This window comes from bacterium (assembly GCA_021108215.1).
GTDB lineage: Bacteria > Oederibacteriota > JAAXVQ01 > JAAXVQ01 > JAUVAV01 > JAIORK01.
Map to the genome: position 1 here is coordinate 11,319 of JAIORK010000021.1, position 16,682 is coordinate 28,000.

14 protein-coding genes and 1 tRNA gene are annotated in these 16,682 nt (G+C 45.0%); 7 read left to right on the top strand and 8 right to left on the bottom strand.

Annotated features, from left to right (window positions below):
• Positions 1-7: 7 nt before the first annotated feature.
• The 5 genes from K8S19_04145 to rnr are packed head-to-tail and all read right to left on the bottom strand — an operon-like array spanning position 8 to position 7,832.
• The gene (locus K8S19_04145; protein ID MCD4812864.1) at positions 8-2,983 is read right to left on the bottom strand and encodes an N-6 DNA methylase; all 2,976 of its coding nucleotides are present in this window, start codon (positions 2,981-2,983) and stop codon (positions 8-10) included.
• Positions 2,984-3,030: 47 nt separating this feature from the next.
• On the bottom strand, positions 3,031-3,627 hold the full coding sequence (locus K8S19_04150; protein ID MCD4812865.1) for a hypothetical protein: 597 nt from the start codon (positions 3,625-3,627) through the stop codon (positions 3,031-3,033).
• Positions 3,628-3,679: 52 nt separating this feature from the next.
• The gene (locus K8S19_04155; GenBank protein ID MCD4812866.1) at positions 3,680-5,146 is read right to left on the bottom strand and encodes an FAD-binding oxidoreductase; all 1,467 of its coding nucleotides are present in this window, start codon (positions 5,144-5,146) and stop codon (positions 3,680-3,682) included.
• Positions 5,143-5,613 carry an SsrA-binding protein SmpB gene (smpB, locus tag K8S19_04160; protein ID MCD4812867.1) on the bottom strand — a complete coding sequence of 157 codons (471 nt, stop codon included), beginning with the start codon at positions 5,611-5,613 and terminating at the stop codon, positions 5,143-5,145. The genes K8S19_04155 and smpB overlap by 4 nt, the downstream gene beginning before the upstream one ends.
• The gene (gene rnr / locus K8S19_04165; protein MCD4812868.1) at positions 5,610-7,832 is read right to left on the bottom strand and encodes a ribonuclease R; all 2,223 of its coding nucleotides are present in this window, start codon (positions 7,830-7,832) and stop codon (positions 5,610-5,612) included. The genes smpB and rnr overlap by 4 nt, the downstream gene beginning before the upstream one ends.
• Before the next feature lie 80 nt (positions 7,833-7,912).
• Between rnr and K8S19_04170 the strand changes: the two genes are divergently transcribed.
• A tRNA-Leu gene (locus K8S19_04170) sits at positions 7,913-7,999 on the top strand.
• 21 nt (positions 8,000-8,020) lie between these two features.
• Here the strand turns inward: K8S19_04170 and K8S19_04175 are convergent.
• From K8S19_04175 to K8S19_04185, 3 genes are read right to left on the bottom strand one after another with little or no spacing between them, the layout of a single operon-like run.
• On the bottom strand, positions 8,021-8,836 hold the full coding sequence (locus K8S19_04175) for a PRC-barrel domain-containing protein (GenBank protein ID MCD4812869.1): 816 nt from the start codon (positions 8,834-8,836) through the stop codon (positions 8,021-8,023).
• A gap of 14 nt (positions 8,837-8,850) precedes the next feature.
• The gene (locus K8S19_04180; protein ID MCD4812870.1) at positions 8,851-9,564 is read right to left on the bottom strand and encodes a hypothetical protein; all 714 of its coding nucleotides are present in this window, start codon (positions 9,562-9,564) and stop codon (positions 8,851-8,853) included.
• Positions 9,565-9,566: 2 nt separating this feature from the next.
• Positions 9,567-10,211, bottom strand: a complete 645-nt coding sequence (locus K8S19_04185; protein ID MCD4812871.1) for a PRC-barrel domain-containing protein — start codon at positions 10,209-10,211, stop codon at positions 9,567-9,569.
• A gap of 270 nt (positions 10,212-10,481) precedes the next feature.
• Between K8S19_04185 and K8S19_04190 the strand changes: the two genes are divergently transcribed.
• The 6 genes from K8S19_04190 to K8S19_04215 all read left to right on the top strand — a co-directional run.
• Positions 10,482-11,285 carry a hypothetical protein gene (locus K8S19_04190; GenBank protein ID MCD4812872.1) on the top strand — a complete coding sequence of 268 codons (804 nt, stop codon included), beginning with the start codon at positions 10,482-10,484 and terminating at the stop codon, positions 11,283-11,285.
• Between the two features lie 2 nt (positions 11,286-11,287).
• The gene (locus K8S19_04195) at positions 11,288-12,214 is read left to right on the top strand and encodes an AEC family transporter (protein MCD4812873.1); all 927 of its coding nucleotides are present in this window, start codon (positions 11,288-11,290) and stop codon (positions 12,212-12,214) included.
• Between the two features lie 188 nt (positions 12,215-12,402).
• Positions 12,403-14,478: a sensor histidine kinase gene (locus K8S19_04200; GenBank protein MCD4812874.1), complete on the top strand. Its 2,076-nt coding sequence runs from the start codon at positions 12,403-12,405 to the stop codon at positions 14,476-14,478.
• A gap of 4 nt (positions 14,479-14,482) precedes the next feature.
• On the top strand, positions 14,483-15,169 hold the full coding sequence (locus K8S19_04205; GenBank protein MCD4812875.1) for a response regulator transcription factor: 687 nt from the start codon (positions 14,483-14,485) through the stop codon (positions 15,167-15,169).
• Positions 15,170-15,310: 141 nt separating this feature from the next.
• A complete protein-coding gene (locus K8S19_04210) occupies positions 15,311-16,114 on the top strand; it encodes a tetratricopeptide repeat protein (protein MCD4812876.1) in 804 nt (267 codons plus the stop codon).
• Positions 16,115-16,227: 113 nt separating this feature from the next.
• On the top strand, positions 16,228-16,682 hold a 455-nt coding region (locus K8S19_04215; GenBank protein MCD4812877.1), incomplete at its 3' end, for a hypothetical protein.

Sequence of the window (16,682 nt, forward strand, 5' to 3'; positions counted from 1 at the left end):
GTGTCCTTCATTTGGAGCTTTCCCCTTCCACAATCTTAATCTCCGCCTCTGTCAATCCGTATAACTCATACACCAGCCTGTCAACCTCCTTGTCCGTTGCGTCAATCTGGCGTTGGATAAGAGTCTTTTCGTGATTTTCTTTCGTTACTGGCAATTGCTTGTTCAACTCCAGCATACGTCCAACAAGAGAAACCATTTTGTCATGATTTTCTTTATCGGTTGCACTGGAAAACTCGACATTCAAAATCGGTATAGTCTTTAAAAACATAGTTTTATAAATATAAAATTCATTAGCTTTAGGAACTGTTGTCTTTTTATAATACCACTCAATCAAAGTAGAATTAATAATGCCCAAAATATATGCAATATCCAAAACTACATTTCCCCGAAGAAAAAAGCCACAAACTGTATCCCCGTAGTATTGTTGCTTTGTATCAATTGCAAATCGATTCCGATCAGATAACTCAGGAACAACTATTTTCACATTTTCAAAATTCGCCACACGTCGCTGATTCCAGAGTTCATACCATTTTTTTGAGGATTTTTCGAAATATGGTCTAGCAATAATTTTTTGCTTTTGATTTAGCAAGTAATTATAATACTTTGGTGCTTTTTCCTGAATTGTTTTTTCCTCAACCAACTCACCGTTTGTATCATATGGATAGAACACATACTCCGAATGAGACTCACAATAATATTTTCTAATATTTTTACCTCGCAGACAGGGTTTAAAATAACTTTTCTCAAATCCTTTACTTGCAATCTCTTTTGATGAAAATAAGTACACGTCATTTAATCCGGTTACTATTCCTTCCGAAATTCTTTCAACAAATCCTGACAAAGGTGCACATTTATTGTTTTCCACTATTTTTCTTACAATTAATTCGTCCCGGTCACTTCTAAATACCCATAAATTTTCTGTTAATTTACTTTGAAAATAGTAATCTCCCGTTTCAATTAATCCATGTTTATAAATTAGTTTATTTTTTGGTTGAAAGGGTTTCGAAAACACGAATATACCTGTGTAGTTGAGCACATTATTGAATATTTGTTTATGCTCAAAATCTACAATTGATAGGATTGCACAGTTATTTAATAAATATCGTCTTATTCCTCTTCCATGATCTCTTTTAATAAATCCAGTCGGACATATATATGATAATAATCCTTTGTTTTTTAGAAGCTTCAACCCTTCTTCAATAAATAAAACGTAAATGTCAAATTTACCAGTCGCGCTATTGAAACTCTTTTTAAAATATTCTTTCACATCCTTAAAACCATGAAAGCCAATATACGGTGGATTACCGATTACAGCATCAAAGCCACCAGCCGTCATAATCTCCAGAAACTCGCGCTCCCAGTCAAAGGGATTAACTCGCTGGAGTTCTTCCGAATCAGGCATGAGCCGGTCGTTAAAGTAATCCGGCCCTATCAATGAATTTCCACATTTTATATTTTCAGACAAATCCGGCAGGGCGCGTTCGTGAAAAAGTTTAAATTGATGAACCAGAGTCCGATTGGACTCGCCTTCCAGCACTTTGAGCAGTAATGACAGCTTGGTGACTTCCACTGCCTGGGAGTCTATGTCTACGCCAAAAATATTATTGGTCAGAATTCTCTTGCGCTCGGATGTGGTCAGGTGCCAGTCATTGTCACGACCCTGGAAAATTACCGTTCTCTTTCCCTTGGACCACTTCTCTATCCCGTCTTTGATGTAAAAATTCCGATGCCAGTCCAGGAGTTTCTGATAAGCGCCGATCAGAAAAGAACCTGATCCACAGGCTGGGTCAAGAATTTTCAGGTTGGCTGCTTGCTTTGGCGTTTTACCTTCCAGCAGTTTTCCCACGGTATTATTTACGATATAGTCAACAATGTAGGTAGGTGTGTAATAGACACCTCCGGCTTTTTTAACCTCCGGCTTTTCTTCTATTTTGGCATGATGGCCTTCAGTCAGACGTATAACTTTTCCTAAAAACTGTTCGTATACCTGGCCCAAAATGTCAGCAGTAAACACAGAAAATTCATAGGGACTTTCAGGATAATAAAGCTGCTTGATAATGTGTTTTAAAAGGTTGTCATCTATTTCAAGATTGAGGGTCAGTTCATCCGGATATCCAGAGCGTCCTTTTTCTTTTTGAAAATGAAAAAGCCCGGAATTGTACCGTTCGTCAGCCTGTTGAAATGTTTCGCAAAGGCGTTTATATACACCTACACCATTAACATGCCCTTGCAAGCGGCCATAATTTTCAATACCCCGATCCTCACATATTCGCAGAAAGAGGATACGATCCAGTATCTTTTGCACAGCATAATTCAGTTCATGCTGGCTTAGCTTGGGATTGCGCAGAGCCAAATTTTGGGCCAGTTCCTTGCGCCACTCGCTAATGCTCTCTAAAAAGGCTTGATCTACCGCAGCGGTTCCACGCCTGCCCTTACCTCCGGCAAATTTGTCAAAAGAACCTTTCAGGACTGCATCTCTGGAAAAAATCGCTGCTATTTTATCCCACTGGTCGGCGTATTGCTTATAGGTAAAATAATGTATTCTGGCTATGTTCGGTTTATCACCCTGATTGGGTTTGACCCGACCGTCATAGATTGCGAATTCTTCAAAATCAGTCAATATGGAAAGGGGTAGCTTGGCAGACCAGGCATAACGCCGGAGCTGAAAAGCCGGATTGATGTCATCTTTGAGGTTGATTGAGGGTTTCTTGGCTTCCAGAAAAAATTTACGCATACCACCTATTTGGAAACAATAGTCCGGCGCTTTTGTAGCACCTCCAATTTTGATAGCGTCTTCGTGGATTACGTCCTTATACATTTCCGCATTACCATTCACATTGGCCACATCCCACCCCAGAGCGGTAAAAAACGGGTCCAGGAACTCCCGGCGGAGTTGGGTTTCATTGTAATGGCCGGAAGTATAGGCCTCTAAATTGCTTTCAAAACGATCAACTAAATCCAGAATAATTTGTGGTGCAGCCAAAATTCCTCACCCTCTCTTTGTGGTATTTCGCCAAAACAAAATGACTCTTATTTGTGGTTGATGCTTTCATTATATTCCAAAACTTCCGGGTTTTCTTTATCCTGCTCCCATTTTAAAGGATTGTTGACAATATATTCCCGTGTTTCGTTTAATTCATTTTCAGTGCGAATGATATGTTCCCAATAATTGCGTTGCCATACACGATCAACGGATGTGTTTTGATTCATCCATTTTGTAACACCAATTTTAAATCCGCGTATGATGGAACCAATGGTTTTTGATGTTCCGGACGGCCGAACTGGTGATGATAATGACGATCGGTTAACCATTGGTAGGGGCGAAAAATTTTTCGCCCCTACGTTTATTTTCATTCCATCAACAATCACCACAATCCCATGAACATGATTCGGCATACTAACAAATTGATCCAATTCAACCTGTAAAAAATGCGTGGGAATATCATGCCAACATTTTTCCACCATCCGCCCGGCATCATTCAAAATCATTTCCCCATCAACAACATCCCCAAACAAACATTCCCGGTTGTGCGTGCAGATGGTCACATAATACATCCCGGCCTGTGAATAATCATATCCCTGTAATCGAGCAGATCGTCTGTGATGTTTGACGGAATCATATCTCATAGAATACCTTTTTTTCCAGGAGAATATCGTAGGGGCGAAAAATTTTTCGCCCCTACCGGCGTTTCTTCGCAACCGCCTTTTTTATTGTTTTCTTTTTTCTCGTGGTTGGTCTGCTGCCTGGTTCCAATCCAAGCCTGCGTGCCTGGTCCGAGGTAAAAACATTTTCCGGATCGTATTTTTTCTTGATTGCTTTCCATTCATTAAGCCGGGGATACATGGCTTCAAATGTTGACTGACGCATGCGGCTGTCCTTGGCCAAATAGAGCCGGCCTTCATATTTAAGGACCAATTCATCCCACTTATCCATTTCCTTCAATATGGAGCCATTACCAATTGGAAAATCCAATGCAATAAAATAACCGGGCATGGGAAAAGAGAGTGGGGCTTTTTGCGGGCTCTCGCCGAATTTTTTTAAAACCGATAAAAAAGATGCCTGACCGGTCTTGGCAATGGCTTCCAGCACTTTCTGGATGCCGTCAAATCCATGTTTCGGCGGGATCAAAAACTGGTACTGTGCCATACCGGGTTTGCCGTATATCCGGTTCCACTTAAGCACTGAATCAAGTGGATAAAAAAAAGTATCAATATCCACCAAACTGCTGACCCGCTTAGGGTGCTTTCCATAGTACAAAGCATTAAATGCCGAGACAGTCAGAGGATTCAGGCTCCAGGACGGAAGCTCAATCGGCACACTGACTTTACGCGACTGATTCAAGCGGAGCGGATCACGACGCCGTGCGCTGGTCTTGAGTTCCGCTTGTTTGGCAAATGACCCGCTCATCATGATGCTCCGGCCAAGCTGCTTCCCCTTTGCCACGCAATCAATCCAGGCCACGGTCAAAGGGCTGTCTGCCACTTCCTCAAAAATCTTAAAAATATGCTCCAGATTTTTTGCTTTGATCCCCTCATAATGCAGTGTGCTGCTCTCAATCGGCATGAGTTTGATCTCCACGCTCTGAATCAATCCGGTCAGCCCCATACCGCCAATGGTTGCCCAGAATAAATCCGGTTTTTCTTTGGGAGAACAGCTCACCTGGCTGCCATCAGCCAGCACCATATACAGCTTCTGAATAAAATGCCCGATGCTGAGTTTACTTTTGCCATGCACATCCGCTGCCACCGATCCTCCCAGGGTCGGATATTTGGTGCCGGGTGTGGCAGGTAAAAACCAACCTCGGGGAACAAAGGTAGTGATAATCTGTTCCAATGTCACCCCTGCCTCTGCATGCAAAACACCGGTCTTGGGATTAAATGCAAAAAAACGGTCTGCCTGGGTGTAATCCAAAACAATATTATTCTCATTGAGCGCCGGATCACCATAGGAACGTCCGGCACCGCGCGCCAAAACAGATTTCCCCTGCCGGTTGCGCAAGACAGCCAGTGCTTCTTGCGCTGCATGCAAATGAAAAACATAACTTTGCGTTTTCGGATAGCGACCCCAGCCTTCCAACATCACTTGAGGCGGCAACTCCGTTGGCAGACTTGGCTTTGCTTTAGGCGTTGATTTCCTCATTTTCATCGATGACTGTCTCGCAATTCCCGGGCGGTGTCCCGTTTAATATCTTTTTCTTTCAGCGTCTCTCTTTTATCATAGACATTCTTGCCCTTGGCCACTGCCAGTGAAATCTTGACCTTATTCCCCTTTAAATAAGCACCCAGCGGAACCAGGGTCAATCCTTTTTGCGCCACCTTGTCTGCCAACTTCTTGATCTCACGTTTATGCAGCAGCAATCTCCGGGTCCGCACAGGATCGGGATTCTCCCGGTTTCCCTGGGCATAAGGCGAAATATGCATATTTTTCAAGTAAACCTGTCCGTCTTTAATACTGGCATAACAATCCTGAAAATTCGCAGTTCCCAAACGGAGTGACTTTACTTCGCACCCTTGCAACTCAATACCCGCCTCTACTTTTTCTAAAATATGATAGAGGTGAAACGCTTTGCGATTGCTCACCAATTGATTATTTTTCTCTTCTTTTTGACTCAAAACCGTTTCCTTCCCCGTTTGCTTGCCAATCGCGGACGATGCCCGGTACGAAGCTTGTGTGTCGTGCCGGTTGTTTCTACCAGGCCAAAAACAATTTGCATCTCCAGACGGTCAACACGTTTCAGAACAATCTTAACCTTTTGGCCTATCGTAAACCGGCGGCCATGATTTACGCCCAGCAAAATTCTTTTGCTTTCCTCAAACTGATAATAATCATCCTGCATCTCTGCAGCGCGTACCAAACCCTCAACAAAAAAAGCTTCCAGTGCAACAAAAAAGCCAAACTGCGTCACCATACTGATGGTGCCGGAGAATTCCTTGCCCAGCTTATCCTCCATAAATGCCATCTGTTTCACGCGCACAGCCTCGCGTTCCGCTTTCTCCGCTCTGCGCTCCAGTTTGGAAAGCACCTCGCCCCATTGCGCCATCTGGGCGGCCCGGCGATTGCGTTGTTTGCCGGTTAATTTTACCTGAGCTATTTTTTCTGTCAAGACACGGTGTACAATCAAATCCGGATACCGTCGGATGGGTGACGTGAAATGTGTATAACACTCACTCCCCAATCCAAAATGTCCAATATTTTTAGGGGAATAGACCGCCAACTTCATGGCCCGCAACAAGGCGATATTCAGTACTGCGGCCTCCTGCTTTCCTTCCCAGGCATGCAGCAGCCTTTGGAATGCCTGCGAGGCCTGGCTGGGTTTTTTGATCTCCAGTTTATAGCCATACGCTTTCAAAAACATCTCAAAGTCGAGTAATTTTTCGCCGCTGGGTGCTTCATGAATCCTGTAGATCGCCGGCAGGTCCTCTTGGCGTAAATATTCAGCCACCGCCTCATTGGCGGCAATCATACAATCCTCAATCAAACGATGGCTTTCCAATTGCACCCGTTTTTCAATCGTCTCGACCTTGCCATCCGCACCCAACACCACTTTGGGCTCCGGCAGATCAAAATCCAGACTCCCGCGAGCATTGCGTTTCTTGCGTAACGCCAACGAGACTGCATAGAGACGGCGTAATTCTTTTTCAAAAGGAGATGCCGTATTTTTTTTCTTTTTCCCATCCAGCACCGAGGTCACTTCCTCATAAGTCAATCGCCCGGCACTATGAATCACACTGCGATAAAACTCGCGCTTGGTGATCTGACCCTGCTCATCAATTTCCATATAGACTGAGACAGTCAACCGGTCTTTATTCGGCACCAGACTGCACACCCCGCAAGAAAGTTCATCCGGAAGCATGTGAATGACGCGGTCGGGTAAATAAACACTGGTGCTGCGCTCACGCGCTTCCAAATCCAGACGCGTGCCTTCTTCCAGATAATGTGCAACATCCGCGATATGTACACCCAAACGCCAGCCACCCTCGGGAAGGTCTTCACACGAAACCGCATCATCAAAATCCCTGGCATCCGCACCGTCAATCGTCACAATCGGCTGTCCACGCAGGTCAAGTCGATCAAACATGCTGACATGATCCGGCTCTTTTGCAATCCGCTTTGCTTGTTCCAGCGCAGGCCGGGAAAACTTCACCGGGAGTTCAAATTTTTTCACAATCGAGGTGATGTCCACCCCCGGCGCATCCTCAAATCCCAAAACTTCTGTAATGGCTGCAACACCCTCTTGGTCCGTGTGCGGCCACTGCAGAACCTTGGCCACCACCTTTTCTCCATGCTTGGCCTTTTTAGTTTTATCCTTGGGAACCAAAAATTCATGAATACCCGCCATGCTATCCGGATGGATCAAACGCACACCGTCCGCTTCTCTATATCGCCCGACAATATCCTCACGCGCTCTTTTCAATACCTTTACAATACGACCCTGACGCTTTTGCTTATCCCCTGCGCGTGTGCGGGATTTCACAACCACCTCAACCTCAACCGTATCCTCGGGCATGGCATCTTTGATAAGATAATCAGGAATATACAGATCTGATTCTTTCTCATCGTCCGGGATTACAAAACCAAATCCCGCTCGTTTCTGAACAAAACGCCCATGCAATGTTTTGTTGCTCTGTCTTGGGCCATACAACCCGCCACGGAGCCGGGAAATTTTTCCTTGCATGGCCAAATGCTTCAAAAGCAGACTCAACTCCATCTTATAGCCGGAGGAGAGTGACATTTCCTCCATCAATTGCCTGCGTGAGCAGGCATGATGCTGAAGAATTTTCAGAATCTGCTTAGTATCCAATAATTTCCTATTTGAGCGTTTTCGCGCCATTTTTCCCCATTTCCTCATCTATTTTCAAAAAGCTTTTGACTTGACAGCGAACTTCCCGGTAGGGTATATTGCTTTTCCTTGCGGAAGTGGCGAAATTGGCAGACGCGCTAGATTCAGGATCTAGTGGGGGCAACCTCTTGGGGGTTCAAATCCCCCCTTCCGCACCAAACCTTTCACCCCAAAGTCACTTACTTCTTTTTAGCCGTCTTTTTTTTCAATGAACGTACTGTAGGTTTCCCAACAACCGCTTTTTTTACTGATTTTCCAACACTTTTCTTCACTGCGCCTTTTTTGACACCTTGAATCTTTTTAGTATTTTTCTTCACAACCTTCTTTATTTTCGATTTCCGGCTTGCTTTACGACGCAGGTCCGCCTCGTTGCCTTCTATAATTTTCTTAACTGCCTTGGTCGTCCGCTTGACCAGCTTCTCACCACTCTTAATTACTGTGGATGTCCGTTTAACCAGCTTCTCACCCCGCTTCATCGCCTTAGATGTCCGCTTGACCAGATTATCCCGCAAGGTACGTGTTTTGGATGCTTTGGAAGCTGTTTCAGTGGTTTTCGCTTCCGCCTGGACCAAAATAACATCCTTACCAATAACCAGTTCGCGGGCATCCACCGTGATGAATTCATTATTTTGCGTCCGAAGTTTATTAACCTTTCCCTGACGGCTGGAAATTTTAATATCCTGCAGTGTCCCCATGACCTTGCCGTCTTTGCTGGAAATAGACATTCCCAGCAAAGTATCTATACTGCGGCCGGGCGGAGTTCCCGTGCGTACAGCGCTTTCATTGGCTATATAAATCAGGTCGACACCGATACGTTTAATCTCCTCCACCCGAATCCAGCGCTGATCCCCGCCCCAGACCATCTGGCTAAGTTGAATGCTTTTCAATTGATTGGTCTTTTCATCCACAAACACGGTATGAACACTTCCCAGCAATCTTCCTTCATCTAAACTGGCAACTTTTTTGGTTTTCATCTGTTTGAGTGAAATTGGCATATTGCTTATCCCCTTTATTCAAATGTCTGTAAAAAAACCGCTGTTTCAGTCCGCTCCTGAAACCAAGGACGCAGGATGTCACGAATGGCATTGATCTGCCAGCTGCGCACATGGCGTTCGGGTTGCGAGAAAATTTTTGTCTGAACCTGTTGCAGACATGGCAGATAGTCCTGGGGTAAAAGCAATCCTATGTCAATCACCAGGACTTCCCGGGTACGCAGCCGGAAGCTGCCGGCCATACTGGCCAACGGTTCAAAAGCGCTCACCAAAAATGGACCGGTATCCGGACTCCCGATCCGCTGATAAACCATTTGCGCACGCTCAAAATGATAGTGGCTGATCCAGACCTCCCAGTCTTCTGCAATCGAAGCCGCATTCATTTCACTACGATTTGCCGCCTGAACAGGCCAATAGACAATGCTGGTCTGCTTTTGTCGCGTGACGGGATATGTCGCAACCAGGCCAAACCAGAATGCGCGCGCCATCTTCTCCAGAAAACTCCGTTTTTTTTCTGTTTGCACCGCTTGGGGTCGAAAAACAAAGTAACTGAAAATATGCGAAGCGACATCCTCATCAAAACCGTCAATCAAAAAATCCCGCGAAACAATACTTTCTCCCATAATGGGTATCGCAGTAGGTGTTTCCACAGGTTTGTGGACACCGGGTTGCCCGCATCCGGCAAGCAGGATCATTGCCGCAAAAACGCACTTCACTTTTTTTAATACCACGCTTAGGCTTCCTTATCATCCTGGGATGGGGCGGGACTTTCCTCAGCCGTTTTTGTCTCCTTTTTACCTTGTTTGAACAAATCCGCCTCATTCCCTTTTAAAACCTTTTTGAAGACATTCGTGGTCTGCTTCATAAAGTCCTTGCCCAATACGGAATCTATAAATCCATCTTTTGGTTTAACGCTGACACGGCTTTGGGCTTGTGCCCCCGCCTGAACAAGAATCAGGTCCTCACCAAAAACCGTTTCAACCGGATCAACATCCACACTCAAATTATTATTCAATCCCAGTTCTGTGATCTTCCAGGTATCACGGTCCACCTCAATATCAGCCAGTTGACCCAATGACCGTCCGTCTTTACTCGAAACAGACATGGCGACCAATTGGGCCATGCGCTTTCCTTGGGGTTCTCCCTTGGAAACCACACTCTCATTGGGCAGAAAAACCAGATCGACCCCGATTTTTTTTACATCTTCAATCGCGACCCAGCTGTCCTCGCCGGCCAACGGGGTTCCGGTTCGCAAAACCAGCCCCACGACTTTTTTCTCCGCCAAATCGAGATAGATGCTGTTGACCGTGCCTAACATCACACCCTCAGTATAGGTCGCCACCCACATGCCTTTGATATCCTTTAACCATGAACGCATCCTCATCACCGCCTTATTTAAAATACACGATGCAAAACAACGTCTCCAATTTTGACATGCGAATTCAGGCTTTGCAAGTATCATTTTTAAAATCATTCTGCACCGCAGAGGCGCTGAGTGCGCAAAGAAAAACTTTTATTTTAATCATTATTTGAATATATCAATTTTTCATCCTCAGCGTCCTCTGCGTCTCGGCGGTGAACTGCCTTTAAGCTTTTTTCTTGGATTTAAATGAAATTTCATTTATAGTCTTTGAAAAGGAGTCTACTTGTGGCTGATTTACTCTCCCGGGAAGAACATTTTGAAGACCGTTTGGAAATTACCGGTTATTTCACTTCCGGTGTGGCCAGTATTTTTCTCCTGATTTTTTTCGGTATGATTTTTTTCTATAAACCGGTCCAAAATCTTCCGCCCATCACGCAGCTGTTCATCCTGCTCATCTCCATTTTTCTGCTGACAATTGGTTTTTTCATTCCGCGCGGCAACAATGCGGCCCGGATTCTTTTCCGTATCTTTTTCCTTTGGTTCGGCGCCTATACTTATTTTAAATCCATAGAACAAGGCCAGTGGTTCTACTTACCCCTGCTACTCTATTCCGCATACATTCTTTGGGTTTTAGGCCATCCGGTCGGCATCCAATTTTTCCGAAAACTCAAACCCCATGAAGAAAAACAAAAACCTGTGGCCAATTGGCTGACCCTGCACGGCACCGTACTTTTATTGGCAAGCTGTATTGCCGGTCTCAAAGGCGCGATGATTATCAGCAGCACTGAATCAGACCCCCTCTATGATCCTGATTTAGGAATGCTTTCCCTTTTCCTTTCCCTGGTTTTTCTGTTTTTACTTTTCTTTTTCCGAAGAATGAAAAACTGGGCACGCTGGTGCCTGATTTTATTGAGTCTTACCCTGGGTGTTTTCGGAATTCCGGAAACCATCAGTACCCGGATCACATCATATATTTCCTATTGGAAAATCCTGACTTGGGTTTTTTATTGCGTCGGGTTGGCCCTGTACCTGATTTTTTCCCGGAAGATTCAACAGGCTTTCCGGACTGCCCCGCCGAAGACTGCCTGAACATGCAGTCCCTCTGGTTTTATGGAATTTTTTATGGTGCCCTGGGACTGGGAATGGGATTGCGGCGCTTTCGCCGGTATGCCGCACCGATGATGCGCCTGACAGTCTTGGGGATTGATGCGCCGCTCTTTTTTATCAGCTTCTGGCTTTTAGACCTTGACCGGGTTTTCCGTTTCCTGCCCATCCCCATCATTGCGACCGCACTGGTTTTGCTGCCGCTATGGTTCTCACCGCGGATCGCCGAAAAACTCATTGCTGAAAAAAAGGGGCAAGGCAGTTTTATTCTCTCCGCCGCATTTTCCAATATCGGGACAACCGGGGGTGCATTTATCTGTTACCTGCTTTTTGGTCTGGAAGGCCTTGCCTTGGGCTACCTGTTTCTCCTGCCTTATCCCGTGCTGATCTTCACACTCGGTTTCAGCGTGGCCAAACACCATACCTGTGACTGCCGTTTATCCTGGCGTGATTATCTTGGCAATATTCTGGGAAATCTCATCGCCATTGTTCCCTTGCTGGCAATTGCCCTCGGACTAGTGTTAAATACACTGGGGTTGCGGCCGCCGACCGACATTGATGGGATCATTGATTTATTTGTCAAAGCCGGTCTGGGCATCATGTGTCTGGCAATCGGAATGACCTTAAATTTAAAACGCATTTTTACACCAGCCAAGGCAATTTGGTCTTTGGCCGGAATTAAATTTATTGCACTCCCTGCCATTGCCATCATGGCGGCGCTTTTAGCCTATGGTTCACTCACCACGCTGCCCGCCAAAATCATTGTGATTCAAAGCGCCATGCCGCCGGCCATCTATGCGGTCATTACCGCCAATATTTTTAACCTGGACCGTGATTTAGTCAATGCACTTTGGTTTTCCACCACGCTTATGCTCATCCCGGTTGCGGCAGGTTTATTTTTTATTTTTCACTGACCGCTATTCCCGGTTTTTACATTTTTTTTACATTTTTCTCTTCAAACCGGAGCTATGATTAAATAGTGATACCCATATATAATATGGTATCATACGCGTCCAAATTGAAGAATCAGTGGGCAATTCAATGACCGTGAACAACTTTTATTTAAGCAGCAATGATATGATATATATAACATGGAGAAATCATGACATCGTTGAAACTGTCGCGTATTATTTTGGTCTGTGTCTTTTTCTTTGTCTCTCTCCTGGCAGGCTATGTCCTTTTTCAATACTATGATCACCTGTGCAAGGCAAAGCGGCTGCATTTTTTTGAATACAACCAATCCATACTGGAAAAGCTGAGCACCCGGACCCAACAAACTTGGCACCAAAACATCTTAGACCTGATTTCCTACTCACAACGTATTATGGATAATTCGAGTTCGCACATTTCCAAGGCACTAAAAGTGGTGGTTGAATCCCAAGACAGCATCCATCAGGCATTTTATATTGATGAAAAAATGATTTATCTGCCGCAATGGAAAAAATTCCGAATTTCCCGGCTTCAGGAAAGTCAGATTTTCGATTTCCTGGAAAATCCGGATTTTAAAAAAGCTGAAATTTTTGAGTATCAGTATGAAAATTATACCGAAGCAATTAAACTCTATGAACATTTCTGGTTGGAAAATCCGGATAATTTCAGTGCTGCGAATGGTCTGGCCCGTTGCTTGTATAAAACCAAATCTTATACCCGTTCTGAAAAAATATACCGTCAAATTTTCACCCAAAATCCAACCATAAAATCACAAAACAAAACACCCCTGGCTATTATTGCAGGATTTCAGTTGCTCAACATCTATCAGGCCCAGACAAATACGGTTGCAGCCTTTGCCTTTGGACAGCACTTGTATAACGACCTACTGGATGAAAAATGGGGGTTTCCCCAGCACAAAACCGATTTTTTCAAACAAAAAGCACTTGCTTCCCTGTCGCCTTTTTTTCGGGAGGGAAAACCACCCCGCTCCTTCCGCCGCATACTGGCGCGCGAAAAGCAGCTCAATCAGGTTAAAAGTGATGTACGCTTTATTTCCAATCGGGTGATTCCTTTCATTGAAGGCAGCATTATTGAAAACTATAAAATTTATTTTTTGTCATCACAAAAACACCCGACTCATTTTTTATTGATTATTCCGCACCAACATAACCATATTGTTCTGGACATTGATTACGCCGCCTATGTCAAAAAAAATCTTATCACACCCCTAAAAGTTCTGGCAAAGGACCATGCGGTGGGTATGCGTCTCCACTTCAATCAGACCCAAACTGTGCTGGCCGAAATCCCCCGGGGCACATCCGCCGGGTATCCGATTTCCGCCCGTTTCCCGGACCTGCGGCTTGAAATCGTTCTCCCGGTCCTTCCCCAAATACGTTTGGAAGATTATCTGATGAAATTGAAACTCTATTTTGGAGCCGGATTTTCTCTCTTCATAGCGGTTTTACTCCTCATTTATTTTGTGTTGGATAAACAAATACAGCTTGCCGATCTAAAATCAGATTTCGTCTCCCATGTCTCGCATGAATTAAAAACGCCCTTGACCTCTTTGCGCATGTTTTCCGAATTACTCCAGAAAAACCCGCGCTTACCGGTAAAAAAGCGAAATCAATATTATGAAATCATGAACCAAGAATCAGTCCGGCTTTCCCGCCTGATTGAAAACCTGTTGGATATTTCACGCATCGAGAGAAAAAAAAACCAGTATACCTTTCATCCGGAAAAGCTGGATACTATTCTCAAATTCGCGGTCGAGGTCTTTCATTATGCCTCAGACGACTTCTCCCAGCAGCTTAAAACGGATTTCAAGTGCGGGCACACGCTGTTTTTGGACAAGGATGCCGTCATCCAGCTGGTACTTAACATTCTCGATAATTCCCGGAAATTTTCCCCCAAACAAAGTACCATTTGGCTGCGCAGTCGTCTGCTGGAACATCATGCCCTGATTGAAATCGAGGACCAAGGTCTGGGTATGTCCAAAAAAGAAATCCGCAAAATTTTCCGGATGTTCTATCAAATAAAAAAATCCTATGAGAATAAATTCAAGGGTGTCGGACTTGGTCTGGCAATTGTAAAAAATATTGCCCAAGCCCATAAAGCGGATGTCCACATCGAAAGTGTAAAAGACAAAGGCACGATCATCCGGGTCTGTTTCCCGCTGGAACCGGAAAGAAAACCGGAAGCAGTGCGCTTAAAAAAATCTAAAAATCCGGATTTTTCAAAGGAGTGATCGCATGGCTACAATATTGGTAATCGAAGATGAATCCTCCATTTTGCTGGGACTCGAAGATGCGCTGTCTCTGGAATCTTATGAGGTACTGACTGCCCGCAACGGCGAACTGGGGCTCAAATTCGCACTCCAGGAAAATGTTGATCTTATCATTTTGGATATCATGCTTCCTAAGATGAGTGGCTTTGAGGTATTGGAGCATTTTAGGCGGCACAATAAAACCACACCGGTTGTCCTGCTGACTGCCAAGGGACAGGAAAAAGATAAAGTCAAAGGATTCAATCTGGGGGCAGATGATTATGTGACCAAACCCTTCAGCATCAAAGAATTGCTGGCACGCATCCGAGCCCTTTTCAAGCGAACGCAGCATTCCTCAAACGGCGTCGAGACGTATTCCTTGAACAGTATTTCCTTTGACTTCAAAGCCATGCAAGCCAAACGCAGGGGCAAAGAGATCTTTTTTTCTGTGCGCGAACTGGAATTATTACGCTTCCTCATTGGCTGTTCCCACGAGGTGGTTTCCCGCACACAAATCCTGGAAAAAATATGGTGCTATGATATCGATACCGCTCCCACCACACGGACCATCGACAACTATATCGTCAAACTAAGACAAAAAATCGAAGCCAACCCGGAAAAACCCCGGCATATCTTAACCGTGCACCGGAAGGGGTATCGTTTTGAACCTTAAAGACTCTGGCTGCGAAAATCGGGTTTTACATTTTTTTGACACTTCTTTTACAAGGACATGAAAACTATGTGCGCTACTTATGCTATCAAAGAAGTAACAACCGGTTGGACAAGAACCGGGATTTTCCTGGGGGTGTGCTTGATGGTGCTTCTGATTCCCCGCATCAGCGATGGCATGGAAGAAAACCGCAGCGCGGCGCTTCAGCTTTATCAGGAAGGTCTTTTTCAGGAAACCGGAACAGGTGATCTTAAAATGGCAATTGAAATTTATACCACCCTTATTAAAAAATACTCCGACTACTCGGATATATCCGCTGTGGGACATTATCACCTCGGCTTGGCACATGAAAAATTAGGCAACTATCCGGCAGCCAAAAAACACTATCAAACCATTACCCGTCTTTACGGCAAACATAAAAACATAATCCAACAAGCGCAAAATAAATTAAAACAACTATCCCGGAGAACCGCGAAAAGAAAAACGCCTGTCCGCGATCCAATACCCCCTCTCCCGGATACACCCCACTCTCAAATACCCCCGGTAAAATCTGCGGCTCCCTCTGCTTCCGGTCCCCAGACGAAAACCTGGGGAATCGGAATAAATTATTGGGGTCTGCACGCCCGCTACCGCACACCGGACCGGCTTCAGCTGGAAATCAAAGCCCAGTCCCGCGCGGAAGACCTTCTCCTTGGGGTCCGCGGCGCTTTTGTTTCCCAAACCATACCTCTGGCCTGGACTATCGGGCTGGAATACGACTATGTGTTCAATACTGCGGTTACTTCCAAATATATTACGGGAGCCTATGTTGGCGGTGAAATAAGCCTGACACAACATTTGGGTTGGGGAGGCGATATCGGCTATTATTACCTCAATACCCAAATAAACTCCCAAAAAATCATTGCCATGGAAACAGCTGCAACTATTTATTTAACTTGGTATTTTTAACATCCGATACTGTTCTTTAATGAGAGGAGATGATATTTAAATGCTGAACCATGCTGATGATAACTTATCTACTATTCTTTACTTAATACTTCCTTTAGAGAGGGGTGGCGCAAATGAGAAATAAATCTATTTCTTCAACCTTGTGTTTTATGAATACATTCACATTAATAATGATGAGTGCTTTTTTAATTATTGGTTTTTCCAACCCAGCTGCAGCTGCCACAGCCACTATAACTGCCACTCCCTGGCCTCCGGTCACCTATACGTCCACACCTACAACCACGGCCACTATAACCGCCACGCCTTTTGGCACCACGCCTACAGCCACTGCTACCGGGACTGCCACGTTTGTCACTCCTGCTCTCACTGCTACCAGGACCGCCACGTTTATCATTCCTACAATCACCGCGACCAGGACTGCCACTCCTTTTGGCACCTCCGGAACTGCTACGGCCACTCCCTGGCCTTCGGTCACCTATACATCCACGCCTATGACCACGGCCACTATAACCGCCACTCCTTTTGGCACCTCCGGAACTGCTACGGCCACTCCCTGGCCTTCGGTCAC

Excerpts from the sequence above, each read along its gene's own strand:
- K8S19_04175 (MCD4812869.1), bottom strand. The coding sequence starts at position 8,836 with ATGCCAATTTCACTCAAACAGATGAAAACCAAAAAAGTTGCCAGTTTA.
- rnr (MCD4812868.1), bottom strand. The coding sequence starts at position 7,832 with ATGGCGCGAAAACGCTCAAATAGGAAATTATTGGATACTAAGCAGATT.
- K8S19_04200 (MCD4812874.1), top strand. The coding sequence starts at position 12,403 with ATGACATCGTTGAAACTGTCGCGTATTATTTTGGTCTGTGTCTTTTTC.
- K8S19_04155 (MCD4812866.1), bottom strand. The coding sequence starts at position 5,146 with ATGAAAATGAGGAAATCAACGCCTAAAGCAAAGCCAAGTCTGCCAACG.
- K8S19_04195 (MCD4812873.1), top strand. The coding sequence starts at position 11,288 with ATGCAGTCCCTCTGGTTTTATGGAATTTTTTATGGTGCCCTGGGACTG.
- K8S19_04185 (MCD4812871.1), bottom strand. The coding sequence starts at position 10,211 with ATGCGTTCATGGTTAAAGGATATCAAAGGCATGTGGGTGGCGACCTAT.
- K8S19_04205 (MCD4812875.1), top strand. The coding sequence starts at position 14,483 with ATGGCTACAATATTGGTAATCGAAGATGAATCCTCCATTTTGCTGGGA.
- K8S19_04210 (MCD4812876.1), top strand. The coding sequence starts at position 15,311 with ATGGTGCTTCTGATTCCCCGCATCAGCGATGGCATGGAAGAAAACCGC.
- K8S19_04150 (MCD4812865.1), bottom strand. The coding sequence starts at position 3,627 with ATGAGATATGATTCCGTCAAACATCACAGACGATCTGCTCGATTACAG.